Origin of the sequence: Silvimonas sp., from assembly GCF_031291215.1 — a bacterium.
GTDB lineage: Bacteria > Pseudomonadota > Gammaproteobacteria > Burkholderiales > Chitinibacteraceae > Silvimonas > Silvimonas soli.
In genome coordinates, this window is sequence record NZ_JARLJK010000065.1 from 1 (window position 1) to 19,292 (window position 19,292).

The window sequence follows — 19,292 nt, forward strand, 5'->3', positions numbered from 1 at the left end:
ACGGGAGCGCCGCCCTCGGCCTGCTTGAGAATGGCAATGATCTGGCTGTCGGAAAAGCGTGAGCGCTTCATGCAAAACTTCCTCGATGGTTCAGGGAGAAAATTCTACTTCTGGCGACGATTAATTTCCGGGGGGATTACCGTAGGACGCTCAGGTGCCCAGTCTTCTTCCGTCAGCCAGCCCGCGAATCAACGGGTCGGGATAATTGGTGGCCAACTTATTTACAACGCTGTTGCCCCGTATTTTCAGCCCGGCCAGCTCACGCTATTTGCCACGCCGCGAGCTTTGTTTGATGCGGTCAAGCTATCTCGTATTGACGTAGCGATTACGGATATCGCCGTTGCAAATTACCTGATTGGCGAGTTCTACAAAGATCAGCTAGTCATTCAGGGCACACTGGCGCCCCTGCCCAGACACTTTGGCTTTGGCGTCACCAAGCAAGCGCCTGAACTGCTGAGCATCGTAAATAAAGTCATCCTCACCCTGCCCCCAGACTATATGGAAACCTGGGAAAGCCGCTGGCTTTCTGAAGCGCATCCTGACCCGACCTGGCAGCGGTATCGCGCACAAATTGCCGGGGGATTGGCGCTTGCGATTGCACTCGCGATAATTGCTTTAGGCTGGGGCTGGACGTTGCGGCGACAAGTTCGTCTTCGCAAGGCAGCAAATACGGCCTTGTCAGCCAACCTTGCACTCAACAAAGCATTGTTCAACAGTATCCCAGTACCCATTTTTGTGTGCGATATACAAGGTGCTCTTCAAAGTGCCAATCGCACTTACCTGGCGAGTACTCAGCAAGAGATGTCGCACATACAGAGTCAATTGGTCCAGCAATTACCGGTGACACGCGAGCCAGATATCCAGCAATTGCTATTCGATCCTGCGCATCGACCAGAGGACATGTCCGACGTCGAGGTCAGTTTGAACGGGCATTTGCACAATCTGTATGTCTGGGCCACCTCATTTGAGGACGGAAAAGGCCACAAAGCCGGTTATGCCGGGGGATGGCTGGATGTTACCGCTCGTATTGAACTGGAGAACCAGCTACGAGCCGCGCGCGATGAAGCAGCCCAGGCCAACCAGATCAAAAGCCTGTTCCTGGCTGGCATGAGCCATGAGGTGCGCACGCCGCTAAGTGCCGTCATTGGCATACTGGACTTACGCCTGGACGCCGCCAAAGACCCGACTGATAGCGCACAACTGCTAGCGGCACGTGGCTCAGCCAGCCATTTGCTGGCGTTAGTGGACGAAGTCCTCGATTTGTCCCGCATTGAATCCGAGACTTTGGTACTGCATCCAGCCCCCGTAAACCTGGCAGCACTGGCGGCAGAACTGCGTGAAGTCTTTACTTTGCAGGCCAACAACAAAGGGCTGGAATTTGTTTGCACTGAACAAAATACGGCGTGCGAAGTCAGCATTGATCTGGTTCGGCTGCGGCAAATCATCACCAACCTGATCACCAACGCCCTGAAATTCACCAACCAGGGTCGAGTCACACTTACCCTTCAACTGACAACGCAAAACGATAACCCGCAGCTGCACATCGCGGTTAGCGATACCGGTATTGGTATCGCGCAGAAAGACCAGCCCATGCTGTTTGAACCCTTTTATCGCGCGCCAACCGAAGGCCCCCAGATTTACGAAGGGACCGGACTGGGCCTTGCCCTGACCCATCGACTGGTGCAGGTCATGCAGGGCACGTTGACGCTTCATAGCGTGTTACGCCAAGGCACGACATTTGAGGTCTGTCTGCCGGTCGCCGTAATTGGCCCGACCCAAGCTGCAGCTGTCATGGCCAACAAGCCGCGTGAGATCTGGTTTCCGGGGCTGGCGGTGCTGATCGTGGATGATCATCCGGTAAACCGCTTGATACTACGCGGCCAGCTGGAAAAACTGGGGTGCCACGTTGATGAAGCCGCAGATGGCTTTGCCGCACTGGATATGCTCAAGCGCCGGGATTATGGCTTGGTCGTCATTGACTGCACCATGCCGCTAATGTCTGGCCCCCAACTGGCCAAGGCAATTCGCAGCGTCGAACCTGCCGAGCAGCATCGACCATTGATTGGCATGACTGCATCTTTGCAAAAAGAACTGCATGAGCAAGCGCTATCTGCAGGCATGAATAGTTGCCAGATCCGGCCAGTGAGCATCCAGACATGGTCAAAATTGCTGAATGAGTACTGCTGGGACTACTGCGATTTGCGGCCGGATTTCACGCAGTCGGGCGAGAACACCGCAGAAAGCATCAAGATCAAACAAACATTAACCTCGAGCCTTGCCAGCGACCTGCTCAATGCCAGGGAGCTCATGGCTACCCGCCAATTCAGCGCATTGGCAGATGTCATACATCGAATCAAAGGCCCATTCAGCATGCTGGCGCGACAAGAACTTGTGGCCGCATGTGCCGCCGTTGAATCGGCCTGCACCGATCCGGACGAACGCGGAAACATCCCGAATTTATTGCGGCGGCTGGAACGAATGTGCGCCGAATACATGGATAACCAGTAATACGCTTTCGCGCTGCCACACACAGTACCCGTGATTTCACTGCAGATTCACGGGTACAACCGATTTGGTACTGAGGGCTACTGATAAGTGATGGTGTATTCGACTTGTGTGTTGGCGCTTCCGGCGGTCACGGTCCCCGTTCCTCCGGTATTGACGTAGGTGGCAGTCAACGGAATGTTGTAATTGCCTGCCGTGCCGGTGTATCCGCTATTGGATGGAAAGGCCACTTCAAATCCCACCGGCGTCGTCGTGCCGGATTTCGTGATTTGCAATCCCACCCCGGTCGCTACGCCAGCCACCGGGGCAAGTGTGGCAATACTGTTGGCGCTGGCGCCAATTGTCCCATTTACCGGGTGTAACGAAATGGATATGCCAGACATGCTGGCCGGGCAGCCCGTCAACGCAATATTGAAATTTGTGGCGCCAATTCGGGAACCGCTAGTAGCCAGCTTGCCAGTACCGTATGTACCCATTGGAACACTTACGGCAGTTACAGGGGTACAGCCTAAAATTGGGAAGGTCGATGCTGTTTGCGAAAAGTAGATGCCTTTGTTGGAGTTAAAATTTGTCCCGTTATAAATGATGTCCGACTGGCCAATTTGGGTGCTCGCCTTGGCCGGCACTTTGGTGCCAGCGGGAATGGCGCCGATCATGATGTAACGGGCGGAAATGGCAATACCAATGTCAGTAGGTTGATAACCAGAATTGTAATTCCAGGGTGCCACCTGGTTGGTGTAGGACCCGCTAAGCAATGGCACATCTATCGATTGCTCCTGCACGATGGAGGTCATATTCCCGTTGGTGTCGGCAAGGCTGTAAATTGCATGCCACTTAAACACAACCCCCAGCCCACTGACGCCGGTTGCGAAAACCGCGTAGTTGACGCCATCGGGTGCGGTGATAGACGCTGGGGAGGCATAGCCACCAGTGCCTTTGAGCACTGGACGAAGCACGTCTCCGTTGGAGGCATAACACCACCAGTTCGCATAGGTCTTGCTGTACGGCGTCCAGTCACCAACCCAGCTGCCCACGGTGGTGGGCTGTGAGGTAGTAATAACCGTTGATCCCAAGGGCACCGAAATAGTTGGGCTTACTGCATAACTGCCACCGCATTGGTAAGCCTGGGCGGCCCCACCAGCCAGCATCAGAACAACGGCAAATACGATTCGCATGAGCACACCGGCTTTGGCTGGCAGTGACCGGCATAGCAACCCTTTGCTAAAAAACGCAACCACGGCACAGGTACGGCTACACCACGAACCTTGGCCAAAACCCAGCGTTGCAGAACTCTGCTTGGTAATCATCTTCATGCCCTCTTATTGCTTCGGTTTTGTATTGGCCACGGCCACGTCAGCGTTCGACGTCATCGGGCGACACAGGGTGGAGATGGAAGAGAACGTTGCCCCCTCTTCCTTGCGCAGGGCTGGAAGCTCATAGCTCACCCGGCAGGCGCTGGTAATGGCGTCACTCCACTTCACCGTCAGGTCGCCCTTGTCGGCTTTCAAGCCACGTACAATCACGCGTCCGCTTTGAGCTACCGTGCCAACGCTGACGCCATCGGCATCAAATACTTCTGCGCCAAATGGCACCGGCTTGTCGTCAGTTGTCGCCAGCCGCAATAACGCCGAGCGCCCGGTATTTTCAGTTTCGAACTTGACCTTGACGACCGCACCGGCAGTAGGTGCCACATGCTGCATGGTCGATTTGAGCTCGACATTGAGCGGCAATCCTTTGGGATCGATTTCCACCTGGTTGCGTGCAAAGGGTGTCAGCCCGGATACCAGGGCATGGCCCCAAGGGTCAACGCGTAAGCCACTGCCATTCGCAAGGCGCGCACCCGATGCATCCGGTGCCTCTACAATTGCGCTGGTTTCGCTCATGCTTGGCGTAAAGGCAACGCCGCCGTCGTAGGCCACCATGCCGCCGGACATTGATGCTCCGGTCTGGCTATAACTACCGTTTTTGCTCGCATTCACGCCCAAGCGGGCCAGCGGGGACATATAGCTGGCATTGACGGACAAGGTGTTGCTCGACTGTGCATCACCGCCGCTACTATGCCCCGCATTCAAACCATAACTAAACGCGTTGTCGCTACCCAGGTTGCCAGAGAGGTTTTCCTGAACGCTGGTATTCCCGGATGAGTTGTGTTGCACGCTAGTCGAAGAGAACGGCTGATACGCGCCGGAACCGAGAGGAATACCCACGGTAAACATGACAACGGTATCCCACTTGCCCGGGGTATTGGTGGCCGTGGTCATCCCATTTGCATTGCTCGAGGCATTGGCTGCATTGAACTGGCGTGATGCCGAAACACCGTAGCTCCAGCCTTTGAAATTGTTGTTGTAACCCAGTTGATACTGCAGATCATTGCCGCTGCGATTCCAGTAGTTCTGGGACGATCCGGAGGCATAGAAGCTGCCATAGCCCTCTGGCAAAGCCTGGTTAAGGCTCAACTGCAGTCGACCGCGCGCATGCCACACCGCATCCAGCGCGTTACCCGCGCCCCAGCGGTCAGCATCGATCACCGCCATGGCATCCTGCAAACCCAGATAACCCTTGCTGGAATAGCGGTAGGCCGCCATCGTCAAATTGGTGTTGGTCGGTGCGATCAGCTTGCTGTAACTGAGCCGGGCACTCATGCCGTTCTGGTCTGCCTGGGTATTCAGGTGAGTGGCGGCGTAGGTCACATCCACACCGAAGCCGCCCACGCTGGTGTTGAGCGCAACGCCCCCCAAGCCTGCGGCATAACCGTCAGCAAGAGTTGCACCGCCGTAACCCGTTACCATATTGGTGAAACCGTGCTGAACCGTAGCCTGGGTCAGCCAAGGCGTGCTATGCAGGCCGTTATTGCGATACTGACCGGCGATGGCGCTATAACGTGTTACGCCTTCGCGCACCGAATTAACCGGCGCGGAATAGGGAATGAGTGAGACGTGTACGCTGCCGTCAGCTTCGGTCACCACGACTTCGAGATCGCCGCCGTAGCCGGTTGGATAGAGGTCATCAATTTCAAAGGCGCCGGGCGCAACCGTTGTCTCGTAAATGACGTTGCCGTTCTGGCGTATCTGCACCAGCGCGTTGCTGTTGGCAATGCCATGCACAATCGGCGCATATCCGCGTTGCGAATCGGGGCGCATACGGTCGTCGGTGGCCAGTTGCACACCCCGAAAGCCCACGCTGTCAAACATGCTTCCATCGGTAAAGGCATCACCGATAGTCAGTTGGCTATCCAGCGGCACAATGGCGCGTTGCAGATTGGTCTGGACGCTTTGGTAGTGACCGCCGGTTGCGGTGCTGTCGCTGTAGCTACCGTTATGACGGAAACGCCAGTCACCCACGTTCACGCCCGCATTCAGCCCCAAATACCCTTGGGTATTGGTTTTGCCATCTGAATTGCTGCTGTACACGTTGGCGTTGTAGCCAAGCGTTGCCGCAGTGATGCCGTTATCCCAATAGCGCGGGTCTACGTAACCGCGTGCGCTGCGGTTCATGGCGATTTGCGGAATGCTGATGTCCAGCCGCTGTTCACCAAAATCAAAGGCAGCGGTGGCAGCGGGAATCAAAGCGGGCAGTTGCGGGCACGAAATACCTGCTTCGAGCATGGCGGCTGACTCTGGCGTCAGCTTGCCAAAATCCACGCCAATTCGATCCAGCAAGGCATGATCAAAACACGGCTGAACATTGGCTTTATCGCCATTGAGCGCGCTCAGAGTGATATCAGACCGACCCGCCCAGATTTTATTGACATAGATATCCGCGCGATATTGACCCGGTACCGCCACGTTACCCTTGCTGAAACGGGTGATATCAATTGCCTGACCATCGGTATGCAAAAAATTATCATTGAAATGTACCTCTGCAACCTGCATTGGCGCTTCAGCAGCCAGTACCGGCCCAGCGGCAAAGATGGACAGAATCAACAAACTGAGCGGATCACCAATAGGAAATAATTGCAGCGTGCGGCTTTTCATTTTTGATCAACCAGTTTGATGAAATTACAAATAATTACCGGCAAAAGTCAATCCAGAAATAATTCAATTCCAGAAAGAAATTAAATTTTAATATTTGCAAGACACAACAGATATAAGCACCACATTAAAGAGGCTTAGTAGAATACTTAAACTGGCTTGCCATGCAGTCATTCCATTCATTCAGTCCGCATCAGGGCGCATAGAAAAACGCAGGAATCCAGGCACAAGCGCGCTCAGTGCGTTTTACACGGAGCGGCCCTTAACCTGAACTCAATAAAACTCAATGGGATTCAATGAAATGCCGTGGTAAACGGTGCATCACCTTCTGCGACGCCGCCAAAATCATTGATAGCGCGGTAGTGCACGCTGGCGTCGGCGGTCGGGGTGATCGTGCCCTTGAGGGCAAAACGCTGAGTGGCGCCAGGAGCAATCATGCCCCCTTCTTCAAACGATGCATGTGCCTTGCCAGAACGAGCCTCTACGCCTGCCAGCGAAACGTGGTATGGCGTCGGATTGTATGCTTCCAACGCCTGACCTGCGCCGTCTTTCACCAGTTGCCATTTCACCTTGGCCGGGGCTTCATCAGCCGCCCCTTTCAAGTCTTTAGGGCGATAAAACAATTTAATGCGCGAATGAACCGCCATTTGCAGATAATTCTGCTCTGTCTTTTGATCTGCTTTAGCAGAATCCGGAGCAGGTGGGATTTCCAGCACGTTAAGCCAGAATACAGATTCTTTATCTTGGGGCAATGGCTCGCCGGTATAAAAAATACGTAGCGTTTGCATTTTATCCGGATCAATGCGTGAAACCGGAGGGGTAATGGTAAAGGGTACTGCCGTATTCGTAGGAGATACCTGAGCATCACCGCTATCAACCCAAGTCTGGGTCAATGCAGGCAGTTTGCCCTTATTGGTAATTTTGAGTGTTTCTTCGTGGTCCGCAGCGTTGTAAACCACCCGAGTTCCGCCAATGACAACCGAAGCATTAGCCTCACACGCTGCGAATAATCCCAGCACCAGTGCTGCAGAACCCAACAGCATGCTCAAAGCATATTTGGTTTTAATCATGATGATTTCCCCGCAAAGCGGTACTCCCGGCGGCCACTGCAATCGGCATTGACCTTACCGGGAGAAGCCACTAATCAATAAATTTGATTATTGGTAAACGATTTCGTAATTAACGTTGGAGGTCACCGAACCTGCTGTAGGAGCTGCTGCAGTAGACAGGTATTGTGCGGAGTACCCCAGTGTTGCAGCGCCAGTCGCATCAGTGGTCAACAACGTGTCACCCTGAGCGGTAGCATCTGCACCGGCCAGATTGATGACAGCGTTGGTGCTGTTCAGCATTTGAACTTCAACGCCGGTAGCCACACCCAGGTTGGTCAGGTTGCCCGTGGTACCGTTAATGTTGGCGCCACTGAAGAAAGCACGAACAGGCACGCCCACCGAGCAGCCGGTCAGCGCGATAGTGAATGGGGTGGTACCTTGAGCATTGCCCACACCGGTGAATGCAGTGGTTTGAACCGAAGGCAGTGTCACGGCGAAGCTATTGCCCGCACCTGCATCAACGACACAAGTGTCGGCAACCAGAGCGCCGTTAAAAGTGATCGTGCCGGAAGTAGGCGCAGCGGCTGCAATTTGTGATGCCAGAGCGCCACCAGCGATGATCAGTGCGGAGATGAGTTTGAGGCTTTTCATGACGTTCTCATTAGTGCGTTTAAGGAGACGCCACTTTAAAGTTCCCGATAGATCACCAAAATCGGTAGAGATTGAACTAAGGCTAGGTAAATACTGAAAGCCTGCTACTACGATTACCCCCACCCAAAAGCGGCCCGCCCCGGTGAGAAGCGGGTGCGAACATCGCAAATAGCGGTCCCGTTCGCTCAGAACCTGTGCAGCCAACGCGGCACCAGCAGGTATGTTGTCAGTAGTATTCAGACGTAATTTATTCGCGGATACCGCTATCTCCCCCTGCAGATACCTGGTCTTCAACCCATGTTTTCGTACATAGGCCACATCTGCACACTTCAATTGAAATATGACCAATCGTCAGCATCTACTGGTTTCCATTTTTCAGGAATTCCAGTTGTGTCCAATACCCAATCCCCAGCGACTACCCTTGATTCTGCAGACCTCGTGAGCCGTCTTCAGTGGCGCTATGCCACCAAAAAGATGGACCCTACCCGCGAGGTAGCTGATGAGAAACTTGAGCGCATCCTTGAAGCTACACGCCTGGCGCCGACGTCCAGCGGCTTGCAACCCTACGAAATTCTGGTGGTGAGCAACAAGGAAATCCGCGAGAAAATCAAAGCCATCGCATGGAACCAGGGGCAAGTGACCGATTGCAGCGAACTGCTGGTTTTTGCGGCTTGGGACAACTACACCACCGAACGTATCAATACGATGTTCGACCTGGTGAACGAAAAGCGCGGGTTCACCAATGAAGGCTGGGAGAACTATCGGAACATGCTGCTGAATACCTACCCGCAGCGTAGCGCGCAGGTCAACTTTGAACACGCGGCGCGCCAGGCCTACATTGGTTTGTCCGTTGCGCTTGTGGCTGCGGCTTATGAAGAAGTCGACAGCACGCCGATGGAAGGTTTCGATCCCGCTGCGCTTGATGAAATCCTGGGCCTGAAGGCACGCGGCCTGCGCAGCGTCGCGCTGTTGCCGCTGGGTTATCGCGATGAGTCGGGTGACTGGCTGGTTAATCTGCCAAAAGTGCGTCGGGCGCGTGAAGCGTTCGTCACCGAAGTGGACTAATTTGCCCGCCCTGCTCTGATTGCGGCGTCGACGTCTCGCAAAGACACGGCCGCAGCAGATTGAAAACATCGTCGCCTCTGTCATCTAGCCCACTGATTTGGGGGCTAACTTGGCAGAGGCTTCGTTTTTTATGAAATACGCCCACACATCTAATCGTGTTTGGCAGCATGGGCTTATCCTGGCAACAGCATCTTTAATGCGTACATTCTGACTATGGTTGCGCAATACAACTAAAGCGTTGTATACTTTTTACATAGTTGTATTGCGCAACTAGTTATTCAGGAAATACGAACATGAGCGTCGACTCCTCCCTGGTCGAAGAAATCCGTTCTGCATCGCGCACGATGGTGCGTGAGCTGGGTTTCATGAAGTCCACACTGGCGGGTACCCGATATTCGCCATCTGCAGTCCATGCCTTGCTTGAGATTGAAAACCAAGGCGCCATGCCTGCAGCACAACTGGTGCAAGCGCTCGGACTAGAGAAATCCAGCGTTAGCCGTATGGTTGGGAAATTGATTGAGGCTGGCGAGATTGAAGAAGCGGCGTCCAGTGAAGACGGGCGTTCGAAAAATCTGTTTCTCACTGAGCTGGGAAAACGCACCGTGGCCGACATCCACGTGCATGGCCAGCAGCAAGTTATCACCGCAATGAATCTGCTAGACCCAACGCAGCAGCGAGTCGTCGCCCAAGGGCTTGGCGCATATGCCAGCGCACTGCAACTGCGTCACGAGCGGCCACAGGAGGTGGCGGCCAGCCCGGTTGAAATCATCACTGGTTACCAGCCAGGTTTGATCGGGCGCATCGCCGAAATGCATGCCGATTTCTACTCCCGCCATTGGCATTTCGGGCAGTTCTTCGAGAGCAAGGTGGCCGCTGGTGCAGCGGAATTCACGGGGCGACTGGATCATCCTGCCAATCAAATCTGGGCGGCAGTTCAGAACGGGCGGATTGTGGGTTCGGTAGCCATTGACGGGCAAGACCTCGGGAACAACGAGGCACACTTGCGCTGGTTTATCCTGGACGACACGTGCCGCGGCACTGGCGTGGGACGACAACTGCTAGCCCAGGCGATGGCATTCTGTGATGAAGCCGGGTTCAGCGCCACCCAACTGTGGACCTTCAAGGGGCTGGATGCTGCCCGGCGCTTGTATGAATCTTTCGGCTTCGTTTTGGCGCTGGAAGAGCAAGGCACGCAGTGGGGAAGCTCAGTCACCGAGCAGCAGTTCACCCGCCCAGCGATGCAGAACCCACCGCTATAGATTTTCAGCGATGAAATCCCCAAAAGCCCTGACCCTGCCCGCATTCTTGCGCTCAGGCGGGCTGACCAGGTGGATGGGGGCCTGTGGCGCCTGCCAGTCAGGCAGTAGTCGTACCACTTCTCCGCTTTTGAGTTCGGCGTCAATCAACCAGTCTGGCGAGTAACCAATACCCATCCCGCAGAGGATGGAAAAACGCATGACCTCACTGCTATTGGTTTGTATGTTGCCCTGCACCCTCACCGTTTCTTTCGTGCCTTCCGGGACATTTGCACCGGGGCCGGCGATGAACGACCAGGCATTGCGAGTGGTTAGCTCGGTGTATATGAGGCAGTTATGCCGTAGCAGGTCTTGCGGCGAGCAGGGGGCGCTGGCGCCTTGCGGTAACTGCCGGATGTAATCTCGGTGGGCGACCAGCAAGCGATGGGATGTGCCAATCCGCCGGGCAACCAATCCGCTATCAATCAACGTGCCAATCCGCACAGAAACATCAATGCCCTGCTCTACCAGATCAATAAACCCGTCATGCAGTTGCAAGTCGACTTTCACGCCTGGGTGCGTGGCCATGAACGCTTTGACCAGCGGCATCAGCTTGAGCCGCCCAAACCCGACCGGTGCGGCAATGCGGATCAGCCCCTGCACCTGGCCCGAACCTTGGCGCAGGGTTTCTTCCGCGCCTTCAATTTCAACAATCAGACGACGTACATCCTCAAAATAGCGCTGACCTTCTTCGGTGAGCGAGAGCGAGCGCGTTGTGCGGCTGAACAGCCGCGCACCTAATTCGCGCTCCAGTGCGGCCACCTGCTTGCTGACCGAGCTTTGGGTCACGCCTGCTTCGCTAGCCACCGCCGAAAAACTGCCCGCTTGAGCGACGCGCACAAATGTTTTGATGGCCGAGAGCTTGTCCATTCACCCACTCATCTATTCCGTAATGGCATAACTTATACGACTCATTACGGTCTAGTTCAACCCTTTGGAATCAATCAAAGTAGGCCCCGTAGCAAGACCTAACCCAAAGGAGAACATCATGACATCGCAAACTGTATTGATTACTGGCGCTTTAACCGGCATTGGCCGCGCAACTGCACTGGCTTTTGGCAAGCTGGGAGCCAATGTGGTGGTGAGTGGCCGCCGCCCCGAAGCCGGGCAAGCGCTGGCAGCAGAAATCCGCGCGCTGGGCGCGCAGGCAGAGTTCATCAAGGCGGACGTGACGCAAGAAGCCGAAGTGCGTGCGCTGGTTGAAGGTGCGGTTGCCCGTTTTGGCCGTATCGACGTCGCAGTGAATAACGCAGGCGTGGAAGGCCAGGGTGGCCCCATTACCGAGCAGACAGAACAAAGCTACCGAGACACGTTTGAGACCAACGTGCTGGGCGCGCTGTTGTCCATCAAGCACGAAATGCGCGTGATGCAGTTGCAAGGCGCTGGCGCCATCGTCAACCTCTCATCCATTGCCGGACAGGTTGGCATGGCGGGGGCGTCGGTTTATGTCGCCAGCAAGCACGCAGTTGAAGGGCTTACCCGCAGCGCGGCCCTGGAAGGCGCGCCCATTGGCGTGCGGGTGAATGCGGTTGCGCCCGGTCCGGTGCAAACCGACATGCTGGACCGCTTTGTTGGACGCGATGAAGCGCTCAAGAGTGGCTTCCTGGCCAGCATCCCCGCTCGCCGGGCGGCAACTCCCGACGAAATTGCCGAAACAATCGTCTGGCTGGGCTCTGACAAAGCACGCTATTTGACGGGCCAATCTGTTGCCGTGGACGGCGCTTATACCGCCCAGTAATTGCTGGCTGAAAGAACGGAAAGAGGTGCGCAAGCACCTCTTTTCACATCCAGACAGATTGGCAATTGACGCCCCAATGCCAGCATTTAAGTCTCGCAGCTAAATATCGCCCCCTTGCTAGCGCCAGGCATGCGGCAATCCCCGCGCAATATCGCGCAACTGCTTATGTAATGCCCTGCCCGCCCGCTACCTCTGGACGCTGGGTAGCCAATCAATCCGGCACGCAATCCAAAGCAGACTTAGCACGTCCAATTCCGTAGCATGAATATTTTTTAGTATTCATTAACAATGTTTAGTTAAATTTATCCGATCACGAACTCAGCTGATACTGCGCTTCCCTGGTTTGGCGCAAGCGTGAACAGCTGCAGTTTTTTGTTCGCTAAAACCCGCAATCGTCCGCCGGAGGAAAAACTCATATAAGTCTTAACTCAGGAACCACTCCATGATCACGAAAAAGCTACTTGCCTCGATCGCACTGCTTGGCATCGTCGCTTCGCCCGCAGCATTGGCCCACTCTGAAATCTGCCGCCCGGTGACCACCAAAGAAATCGCTTCGCTATTTGATCGCTGGAACGCCTCTTTGCAAACGGGTGATGCCGACAAGGTTGTAAAAAACTACGCTCGCGATTCGATTCTTCTGCCTACCGTCTCTGATCAGCCTCGTATTAGCCGGGAACAAAAGATGGATTATTTCCAGCACTTTTTGCAGAAAAAACCTGTCGGCAAAATTGATTTCCGCAAGGTGATCATTGGCTGTAACTCTGCCATAGATGCCGGGCTCTACACCTTTACGCTCAAGGACGGCAGCCACGTCAAAGCACGGTATACCTATACCTACGTCTGGACCGGCAAGAACTGGTTGATCAGCAGCCATCACTCCTCTGCCCAGCCAAACTGATCCTCGAAATCTGGCCAGATACCAATAAAAAAACCATCGGTCTTCGATGGTTTTTTTATTGTGCTTGCGCCACCCGGTCAACTTGCCACACCGTATTTAACGCGCCCGCCGCCCTTCTACCGGATAACCCGGATCGGTATAACCCGGCGTTGAGGCATGACCCGGTGGCACCAGGCTATCGATGAACTTTTCATCGTCGGCATCCAGTTGCAGCGCCAGCGCAGGCATATAGCTGTCCCATTGTGCTTCGGTGCGCGGTCCGGCGATGGTAGCGCTGACTAGCTGGTTTTTCAGCACCCAGGCCAGCGCGTAGGCGATGGAGGTTGTGCCTCGTTCAGCGGCGCGAGCAGCAATGGCTCGAGCAATCTTGAGCGATTCCGGGCGCCATTCGGTTTGCGCGATGCGCTTGTCACCACGCCCGGCACGGCTGTCTGCGGGCGGCGGCGCATCCACAGCGTATTTGCCGCTGAGTACGCCGCGTGCCAGCGGACTGTACGACACCACGCCCAAGCCGTAGTGGCCTGCTGCGGGCAGTTGTTCCACTTCTGCCGTGCGATCAACAATGTTGTATAGCGGTTCGCTGGCCACGGGCCGATCCATGCCCATCTGGTCAGCCAGACGCGCAATTTCGGCAATGCGCCAGCCTTTGAAATTGGACAATCCAAAGTAGCGCACCTTGCCCTGGCGGATCAGATCGCCCACCGCGCGCACGCCCTCTTCCAGCGGCGCATCCAGTAGCGCGCGATGAAAATACAGGATGTCGATGTAATCGGTACCCAAGCGCTTCAGGCTGGCATCCACCGATTGCATGATCCATTTGCGGGACTGGCCTTGCTCATTGGGCCCTTGCGCCGTGGGAAAGCCAAATTTGGTGGCAATGACCCAGCTATCGCGCCGCTGGGCGATGGCCCGCCCGACAATCTCTTCAGAGCGCCCGGCGTGATAAACATCGGCGGTATCAATGAAATTGATTCCCTGGTCAAAGACTTTGTCGATGATGCGGGTGGCGGTAGCTTCGTCCGTTTCTCCGCCAAACATCATTGCGCCCAGACATAGCGGCGACACTTTGAGCGCGCTGCGGCCCAGATAGCGGTAATCCATGTCAGTTCTCCATGCAGGCTCGGGCCTGCGAGGGTTTGGGGTTGTTCGTGGTTGTTGGTAATCAGCGGGGCATAAAACTAGATGCCCGCTTCTTCAAAGACTTTCCTGGCGATAGGCAAGGCGGTGCTGGCAGTGGGCCAGCCGGAATAAAACGCCAGATGGGTAATTACTTCGATGAGCTCGTCGCGCGTTACGCCGTTGGCCAGCGCCTTTTTCAGATGAAACGGCAACTCGTTCAGGCGGTAGAGCGAAATCAGACTGGCCACGGTTATCAGGCTGCGATCACGCGGCGATAGTCCCGGGCGCTCCCACACGTCGCCAAACAATACGTTGTCGGTGTAATCGGCCAAGGCCGGGGCAATATCGCCGAACGCTTCACGTGCGGCAGAAGGCTTGCTAGACATGATGAATCTCCTTTCCATGTGCCATCACCGTTAGCCACTAACGGACTTCTGGCGTTGGAAAGAAATTTAACAGCCTTGCTCAGTTATGATTAGATGGCAAAATCGGCATGCACTTATTAGATTGGCTCATCAATGGCACAGCAAAACTTTAATGATCTGGTGGCATTCATTGCGGTGGCCCGGGACGGCAGCTTTACCCGCGCCGCCGCCCGGCTGGGCGTCTCGCAATCGGCGTTGAGTCATACCATCAGAGGGCTGGAGACGCGTTTGGGCTTGCGTTTGCTAACCCGCACCACGCGCAGCGTTTCGCCCACCGAAGCAGGCGAGCGCTTGCTCAGCACCATCGCGCCCCGCTTTGAAGAAATTGAAGAAGAACTCGCAGCCTTGAGTGAGTTGCGAAAGAAACCCGCTGGCACGATCCGCATCTCGGCCGCCGAACATGCCGCCAGCACGGTGCTGTGGCCCAAGTTGGCCCAATTCCTGCCGGATTACCCGGATATCAAAGTCGAGATCAATATCAACTACGGTCTGACCGACATTGTGGCCGACCGTTTTGATGCGGGTATCCGGTTGGGCGAGCAGGTTGCCAAAGACATGATTGCGGTGCGGATTGCGCCGGATTTGCGCATGCTGATCGTGGGGTCGCCGGAATATCTGGCCCGGCGCGGCAGCCCGCAAACGCCACAAGACCTGGCCAGCCATAGCTGTATCAATCTGCGCTTGCCCACACATGGCGGGCTCTATGCGTGGGAGCTGGAACGTGACGGGCACGCCCTGAACGTGCGGGTTGATGGCCAACTGGTATTCAATAGCAGCCCGCAAATCCTCAACGCGGCGCTGACGGGGTTTGGGCTGGCCTATCTGCCGCTGGACATGGTGCAAGCGCATATCGCTGCTGGCCAGTTGCAACAGGTGCTAGCTGCATGGAGCCCCACTTTTCCGGGATATCACCTGTATTACCCGAGCCGTCGGCAATCGTCCCCGGCGTTTGCATTGCTGGTAGAAGCGCTGCGATTACGCTAGCTGGCCGTGGGACGATCCAGAATCAGACTATAAAAGTGATAAAAGTGCCCGATTACGCCCGCACAAACAGCGCACTGCTGCCAACCCGGACATACTCGGCGCCCACTTCAGAGTCCAGCAAATTCATGATGGTGCTGTCGCACTTGAGCACGGCACTCAACGTGACGTAAGAGACATTGGTGACGTCATCCATATAGTCTTGGGATTCGTCGCCTGCGGTAATGCACCAGCCGCTGTCGTCATCACGATCAGCCGCTTCGCGGTAGAGAAACCCCACCCTGGCGCCGTCTTTGAGGACGCGATTAGACACGATGCAGTGGGCGGAATATTTTGCGTCCAGTTGCTCGTTATTTTGGTTTTCGCTAGAAGCCATGAGACTGCACTCAACAAAGTGGAAGAAAGAAATAAATGCAGTCCGGATAATAGCCCACTCTGCCACTCACGCCAGTTTGCTTGTTGCAAGCTCAGGGTGGATCACGAAAGCGGGTGCTGCGCACCGCGCCAACAATACCGATACCAATGGCGATAATCACCCCGGCGGCGAGCCAGTGATCGGGCACGTGCGCGAGATACGCCGCGTACCCCAAGCCGGCAATAGCAATGACCACCCCCACCAGATATAGCGTAAAAGAAGACATAGATCCCCTCCCCCAATGACAATGCTGATGCGTGCCAGCATGCGCGCCAAAGCAGCAAATGACCGTCAGCCACTGGTGCAAAGATGTGTCGGTGCTGGCTGATAACTGCAACTACGCTGCAAAAACATCCGTTGGCGCGATATCCTGATCGCCCATTGCAGTCAGCGTGTGAAGAGAAGCAGAACCGATGAATCAAAATTGGGTGATATGGAGCGTTTCGGCGCTAGCAACAGCGGGCGTAATCTTGCGTCCGCTGCGCTGGCCAGAAGCGGTATGGGCCTGTGGCGGTGCGGCGATCATCCTGTTGTTGGGACAGATGCCGTGGCTGGCAGCGTGGGGCGCCGTGAGCAAGGGGCTGGACGTTTATCTTTTTCTGACCGGCATGATGCTGTTGTCCGAAGTGGCCCGCCGCGAAGGTTTGTTCGACTGGGTTGCGGTACTGGCGGTTAACCATGCGCGGGGTTCGCCCACTCGCTTGTTCCTGCTGGTTTATTTGATTGGCACTGTGGTAACAGTGTTTATGTCTAACGACGCGACTGCCGTCGTGCTGACACCGGCCGTGTTTGCCATGGCCCGCAAGGCCAACGCGCCGCCGCTGCCGCTCTTGTTTATCTGCGCCTTTATCGCCAATGCCGCCAGTTTTGTGCTGCCTATTTCCAATCCGGCCAACCTGGTGCTGTATGGCAACCATTTGCCACCTTTGCTGGCCTGGCTAAGCCGTTTTGCCCTGCCGTCTTTGTTGTCAATTGCGGCGACGCTGGCAGCGCTGTGGTGGACACAGCGTCACGTTTTGCAAGGCCAGTGCAATGCCAATCTCGCGCAAGAACCACTGAGTACGCATGGCAAGATTGCGCTGGCCGGTCTGGTCGTTACGGCAGTGACATTGTTGGTCGTGTCGGCGCTGGATATGCAGTTGGGCTTGCCGACAGCGATACTCGGCGCACTGACCGCGATCCTGGTCATGCTGATCCAGCGCGCTTCGCCGTGGCCATTGCTCAAAGAGATTTCCTGGGGTGTCTTGCCGCTGGTGGCGGGTTTGTTTGTGCTGGTAGAGGCGCTGGACCGTTCTGGTCTGATCCGCACCTTGGCCGAGTGGCTTAATCACGCCATTGGCATGTCTGCAAACGCAGCAGCAGCCACGGCAGGACTGGCGCTCGCGCTGGCCAGTAACGCCATCAACAACCTGCCAGCCGGGCTCATCGCCAGTTCAACCCTGGCCTTGTCGCACAGTCCGCAGCAAGTCGTCGACGCGGTGCTGATCGGGGTAGATCTTGGCCCTAATTTGTCGGTAACCGGATCTCTCGCCACCATTCTCTGGTTAAGCGCGCTGCGCCGGGAGGGCGTGACGGTGACGTTCTGGCAGTTCTTCAAAGTGGGCGTACTGGTGATGCCACCCGCTCTGTTGCTGGCTATTGCGGCCCGGCTGCTGCTGGGCTGACGGCATTACCGTTATTCCATGCCCGCAACGCCGTTGCTACTTGCTTGATGACTCCGTCCCAGCCGCCACCGGCAGGCTGGCGGAACAAACGCATATGCGGATACCACGGGCTGTCGCTGCGCTCGGTCAGCCAGCGCCAGTCGGTGCGAAAATCCGCCAGTAATAACCAGCAAGGTTTGCCCAGTGCCCCGGTGAGATGAGCCACCGCGCTATCCACGCTGATCACCAAGTCCAGATTGGCGATAACCGCAGCGGTATCGGAGAAATCCGCCAGCGTGGGCGCAGCATCGTATACGCCCAGTTCCGCCAGTTGCTGCGCCGCCGTCTCTTGCGCAAAGCCTTTTTGCAGACTCACAAACTGGACCTCGCGATTTGCCAGTAGTGGCGCCAGCACAGACAGCGCGGGTAGTGAGCGATCTTTATCGTTCTCGAATTGCGGATTGCCCTGCCACACCAGGCCAACGCGTAACTTGCCTGCGGGCAATGTAGCGGCCCACTGGGCAACTTTGGCCGAATCGGTGGCCAGATAAGGAATCTGTGCGGGGACGTTGTCCAGCCGGGTATGGCAATGCAGCGGCAAGGTCATGGGTGGCACCCAGAAATCCCAACCGGTTTTGGGCACGGCTTCGTCGTAGGCAAACACCTCGTCAATGCCAGTCAGCCCAGCCAGCAGCGTTTTAAGTGGCGGATGACACACAATGCCCACGCGTTTGGCGCACATGGCCTTGAGTTGTAAGGCGTAGCGGCCAAACTGGATCATGTCGCCAAAACCGGCCTCAAAGCCGATCAGCACCGTTTTGCCCACCACGCTTTCGCCCTGCCAGCGCGGAAATTCAAAATAGCGGCCGAGCGGATCATTGGAGCGTGCTTCGTGGGCTTCCCAGCCCTCCTCCAGGCGCCCTTGCCGCAGCAAGATATAACTCAGGTTGAAGCGCGCTTTGGCATAACCCGGATCAATCGCCAGAGCCTGGCGGTAACACCCTTCTGCTTCAGCTTCACGCTTCACGCAGGCCAGCAACATGCCCAGATTGGATAACAACGTGGGCGATGCCGGATCAAGTGCCAGCGCTTGCCGACAGGCCAGTTCGGCGTGATCAAACTGTTTTTGCTTGATCAGCAAACCACTCAGGTTGAGGTAGATGTGCGTGTTGGCGGGCTGCAGATGCAGCGCGCGCCGATAACTGCCCAAAGCTGCCGCTATATCGCCAGCGCGTTCTTGCAACAAGGCCAGATTGGCCAGTGCCTCGGCCATATCGGGAGCCAGTTCCAGCGCCTGCTCAAAAGAGTTTTGTGCCGCCAGCAACTCGCCAGCCTGCATCTGACGGTTGCCTTCAAAAAACAGGTTTTGCGCTGCGGGTGATGGCACGGACATAACTGAAAAAACCTTGAGTGTGGGGTGGCCTGGATTTAGCTGCAGGCTCTGACAGGGTGACCAATGGCAAATGCTGGCGAATACTCAATTTGTGCGCACCTGCTATCCCCCCAAGCGCATTTTGGAGCATTTGACGAGCCCCGA

The 19,292-nt window shown here is 55.9% G+C and carries 17 protein-coding genes; 7 read left to right on the forward strand and 10 right to left on the reverse strand.

Going from position 1 to position 19,292, the window contains the following annotated elements; genetic code table 11:
• The first annotated feature begins 39 nt into the window (after window positions 1-39).
• A complete protein-coding gene (locus P4L78_RS07800) occupies window positions 40-2,508 on the forward strand; it encodes an ATP-binding protein (protein ID WP_309327516.1) in 2,469 nt (822 codons plus the stop codon).
• Window positions 2,509-2,585: 77 nt separating this feature from the next.
• Here the strand turns inward: P4L78_RS07800 and P4L78_RS07805 are convergent, their stop codons facing one another.
• The 4 genes from P4L78_RS07805 to P4L78_RS07820 all read right to left on the reverse strand — a co-directional run bounded on the left by P4L78_RS07805 (window position 2,586) and on the right by P4L78_RS07820 (window position 8,176).
• Window positions 2,586-3,818, reverse strand: coding sequence for a fimbrial protein (locus tag P4L78_RS07805; protein ID WP_309327489.1), 1,233 nt, complete (start codon window positions 3,816-3,818; stop codon window positions 2,586-2,588).
• 6 nt (window positions 3,819-3,824) lie between these two features.
• Window positions 3,825-6,479, reverse strand: coding sequence for a fimbria/pilus outer membrane usher protein (locus P4L78_RS07810; protein ID WP_309327490.1), 2,655 nt, complete (start codon window positions 6,477-6,479; stop codon window positions 3,825-3,827).
• A gap of 290 nt (window positions 6,480-6,769) precedes the next feature.
• Window positions 6,770-7,546: a molecular chaperone gene (locus P4L78_RS07815; protein ID WP_283149063.1), complete on the reverse strand. Its 777-nt coding sequence runs from the start codon at window positions 7,544-7,546 to the stop codon at window positions 6,770-6,772.
• A gap of 87 nt (window positions 7,547-7,633) precedes the next feature.
• Window positions 7,634-8,176 (reverse strand): fimbrial protein, encoded by a 543-nt coding sequence (locus tag P4L78_RS07820; protein ID WP_283149062.1) that lies wholly within the window; start codon window positions 8,174-8,176, stop codon window positions 7,634-7,636.
• Between the two features lie 438 nt (window positions 8,177-8,614).
• Between P4L78_RS07820 and P4L78_RS07825 the strand changes: the two genes are divergently transcribed.
• Window positions 8,615-9,241 carry an NAD(P)H-dependent oxidoreductase gene (locus P4L78_RS07825; protein WP_283149061.1) on the forward strand — a complete coding sequence of 209 codons (627 nt, stop codon included), beginning with the start codon at window positions 8,615-8,617 and terminating at the stop codon, window positions 9,239-9,241.
• A 293-nt stretch (window positions 9,242-9,534) separates the two neighbouring features.
• Window positions 9,535-10,500, forward strand: a complete 966-nt coding sequence (locus P4L78_RS07830) for a helix-turn-helix domain-containing GNAT family N-acetyltransferase (protein WP_309327491.1) — start codon at window positions 9,535-9,537, stop codon at window positions 10,498-10,500.
• Here P4L78_RS07830 and P4L78_RS07835 read toward each other — a convergent pair.
• A complete protein-coding gene (locus P4L78_RS07835; protein WP_309327492.1) occupies window positions 10,495-11,406 on the reverse strand; it encodes a LysR family transcriptional regulator in 912 nt (303 codons plus the stop codon). The genes P4L78_RS07830 and P4L78_RS07835 overlap by 6 nt on opposite strands.
• 118 nt (window positions 11,407-11,524) lie before the next feature.
• Here P4L78_RS07835 and P4L78_RS07840 point away from each other — a divergent pair, with 118 nt between their 5' ends.
• Together P4L78_RS07840 and P4L78_RS07845 are read left to right on the forward strand one after the other, a co-directional pair.
• Complete coding sequence (locus P4L78_RS07840; protein ID WP_309327493.1) at window positions 11,525-12,274, forward strand: glucose 1-dehydrogenase; 750 nt, start codon at window positions 11,525-11,527, stop codon at window positions 12,272-12,274.
• Between the two features lie 442 nt (window positions 12,275-12,716).
• Window positions 12,717-13,172 (forward strand): SgcJ/EcaC family oxidoreductase, encoded by a 456-nt coding sequence (locus P4L78_RS07845; RefSeq protein ID WP_309327494.1) that lies wholly within the window; start codon window positions 12,717-12,719, stop codon window positions 13,170-13,172.
• A 96-nt stretch (window positions 13,173-13,268) separates the two neighbouring features.
• Here the strand turns inward: P4L78_RS07845 and P4L78_RS07850 are convergent, their stop codons facing one another.
• Complete coding sequence (locus P4L78_RS07850; protein WP_309327495.1) at window positions 13,269-14,273, reverse strand: aldo/keto reductase; 1,005 nt, start codon at window positions 14,271-14,273, stop codon at window positions 13,269-13,271.
• Window positions 14,274-14,350: 77 nt separating this feature from the next.
• Window positions 14,351-14,677: a carboxymuconolactone decarboxylase family protein gene (locus tag P4L78_RS07855; protein ID WP_283149055.1), complete on the reverse strand. Its 327-nt coding sequence runs from the start codon at window positions 14,675-14,677 to the stop codon at window positions 14,351-14,353.
• A 132-nt stretch (window positions 14,678-14,809) separates the two neighbouring features.
• Here P4L78_RS07855 and P4L78_RS07860 point away from each other — a divergent pair, with 132 nt between their 5' ends.
• Complete coding sequence (locus P4L78_RS07860) at window positions 14,810-15,700, forward strand: LysR family transcriptional regulator (protein ID WP_309327496.1); 891 nt, start codon at window positions 14,810-14,812, stop codon at window positions 15,698-15,700.
• A 52-nt stretch (window positions 15,701-15,752) separates the two neighbouring features.
• On the opposite strand, the gene P4L78_RS07865 is transcribed toward P4L78_RS07860, so the two are convergent.
• Both P4L78_RS07865 and P4L78_RS07870 read right to left on the reverse strand, forming a co-directional pair.
• On the reverse strand, window positions 15,753-16,073 hold the full coding sequence (locus P4L78_RS07865) for a DUF2185 domain-containing protein (RefSeq protein WP_309327497.1): 321 nt from the start codon (window positions 16,071-16,073) through the stop codon (window positions 15,753-15,755).
• 91 nt (window positions 16,074-16,164) lie between these two features.
• On the reverse strand, window positions 16,165-16,338 hold the full coding sequence (locus P4L78_RS07870; RefSeq protein WP_283149052.1) for a hypothetical protein: 174 nt from the start codon (window positions 16,336-16,338) through the stop codon (window positions 16,165-16,167).
• Window positions 16,339-16,525: 187 nt separating this feature from the next.
• Between P4L78_RS07870 and P4L78_RS07875 the strand changes: the two genes are divergently transcribed.
• Window positions 16,526-17,776, forward strand: coding sequence for an arsenic transporter (locus P4L78_RS07875; RefSeq protein ID WP_309327498.1), 1,251 nt, complete (start codon window positions 16,526-16,528; stop codon window positions 17,774-17,776).
• Here the strand turns inward: P4L78_RS07875 and P4L78_RS07880 are convergent.
• On the reverse strand, window positions 17,748-19,148 hold the full coding sequence (locus P4L78_RS07880; RefSeq protein ID WP_309327499.1) for a tetratricopeptide repeat protein: 1,401 nt from the start codon (window positions 19,146-19,148) through the stop codon (window positions 17,748-17,750). The genes P4L78_RS07875 and P4L78_RS07880 overlap by 29 nt on opposite strands.
• Window positions 19,149-19,292 lie beyond the last annotated feature (144 nt).

Coding starts and splice junctions, on each gene's coding strand:
- P4L78_RS07855 (WP_283149055.1), bottom strand. CDS start 14,677: ATGTCTAGCAAGCCTTCTGCCGCACGTGAAGCGTTCGGCGATATTGCC.
- P4L78_RS07830 (WP_309327491.1), top strand. CDS start 9,535: ATGAGCGTCGACTCCTCCCTGGTCGAAGAAATCCGTTCTGCATCGCGC.
- P4L78_RS07860 (WP_309327496.1), top strand. CDS start 14,810: ATGGCACAGCAAAACTTTAATGATCTGGTGGCATTCATTGCGGTGGCC.
- P4L78_RS07810 (WP_309327490.1), bottom strand. CDS start 6,479: ATGAAAAGCCGCACGCTGCAATTATTTCCTATTGGTGATCCGCTCAGT.
- P4L78_RS07865 (WP_309327497.1), bottom strand. CDS start 16,073: ATGGCTTCTAGCGAAAACCAAAATAACGAGCAACTGGACGCAAAATAT.
- P4L78_RS07850 (WP_309327495.1), bottom strand. CDS start 14,273: ATGGATTACCGCTATCTGGGCCGCAGCGCGCTCAAAGTGTCGCCGCTA.
- P4L78_RS07845 (WP_309327494.1), top strand. CDS start 12,717: ATGATCACGAAAAAGCTACTTGCCTCGATCGCACTGCTTGGCATCGTC.
- P4L78_RS07820 (WP_283149062.1), bottom strand. CDS start 8,176: ATGAAAAGCCTCAAACTCATCTCCGCACTGATCATCGCTGGTGGCGCT.
- P4L78_RS07815 (WP_283149063.1), bottom strand. CDS start 7,546: ATGATTAAAACCAAATATGCTTTGAGCATGCTGTTGGGTTCTGCAGCA.
- P4L78_RS07870 (WP_283149052.1), bottom strand. CDS start 16,338: ATGTCTTCTTTTACGCTATATCTGGTGGGGGTGGTCATTGCTATTGCC.
- P4L78_RS07880 (WP_309327499.1), bottom strand. CDS start 19,148: ATGTCCGTGCCATCACCCGCAGCGCAAAACCTGTTTTTTGAAGGCAAC.
- P4L78_RS07875 (WP_309327498.1), top strand. CDS start 16,526: ATGAATCAAAATTGGGTGATATGGAGCGTTTCGGCGCTAGCAACAGCG.
- P4L78_RS07805 (WP_309327489.1), bottom strand. CDS start 3,818: ATGAAGATGATTACCAAGCAGAGTTCTGCAACGCTGGGTTTTGGCCAA.
- P4L78_RS07835 (WP_309327492.1), bottom strand. CDS start 11,406: ATGGACAAGCTCTCGGCCATCAAAACATTTGTGCGCGTCGCTCAAGCG.
- P4L78_RS07840 (WP_309327493.1), top strand. CDS start 11,525: ATGACATCGCAAACTGTATTGATTACTGGCGCTTTAACCGGCATTGGC.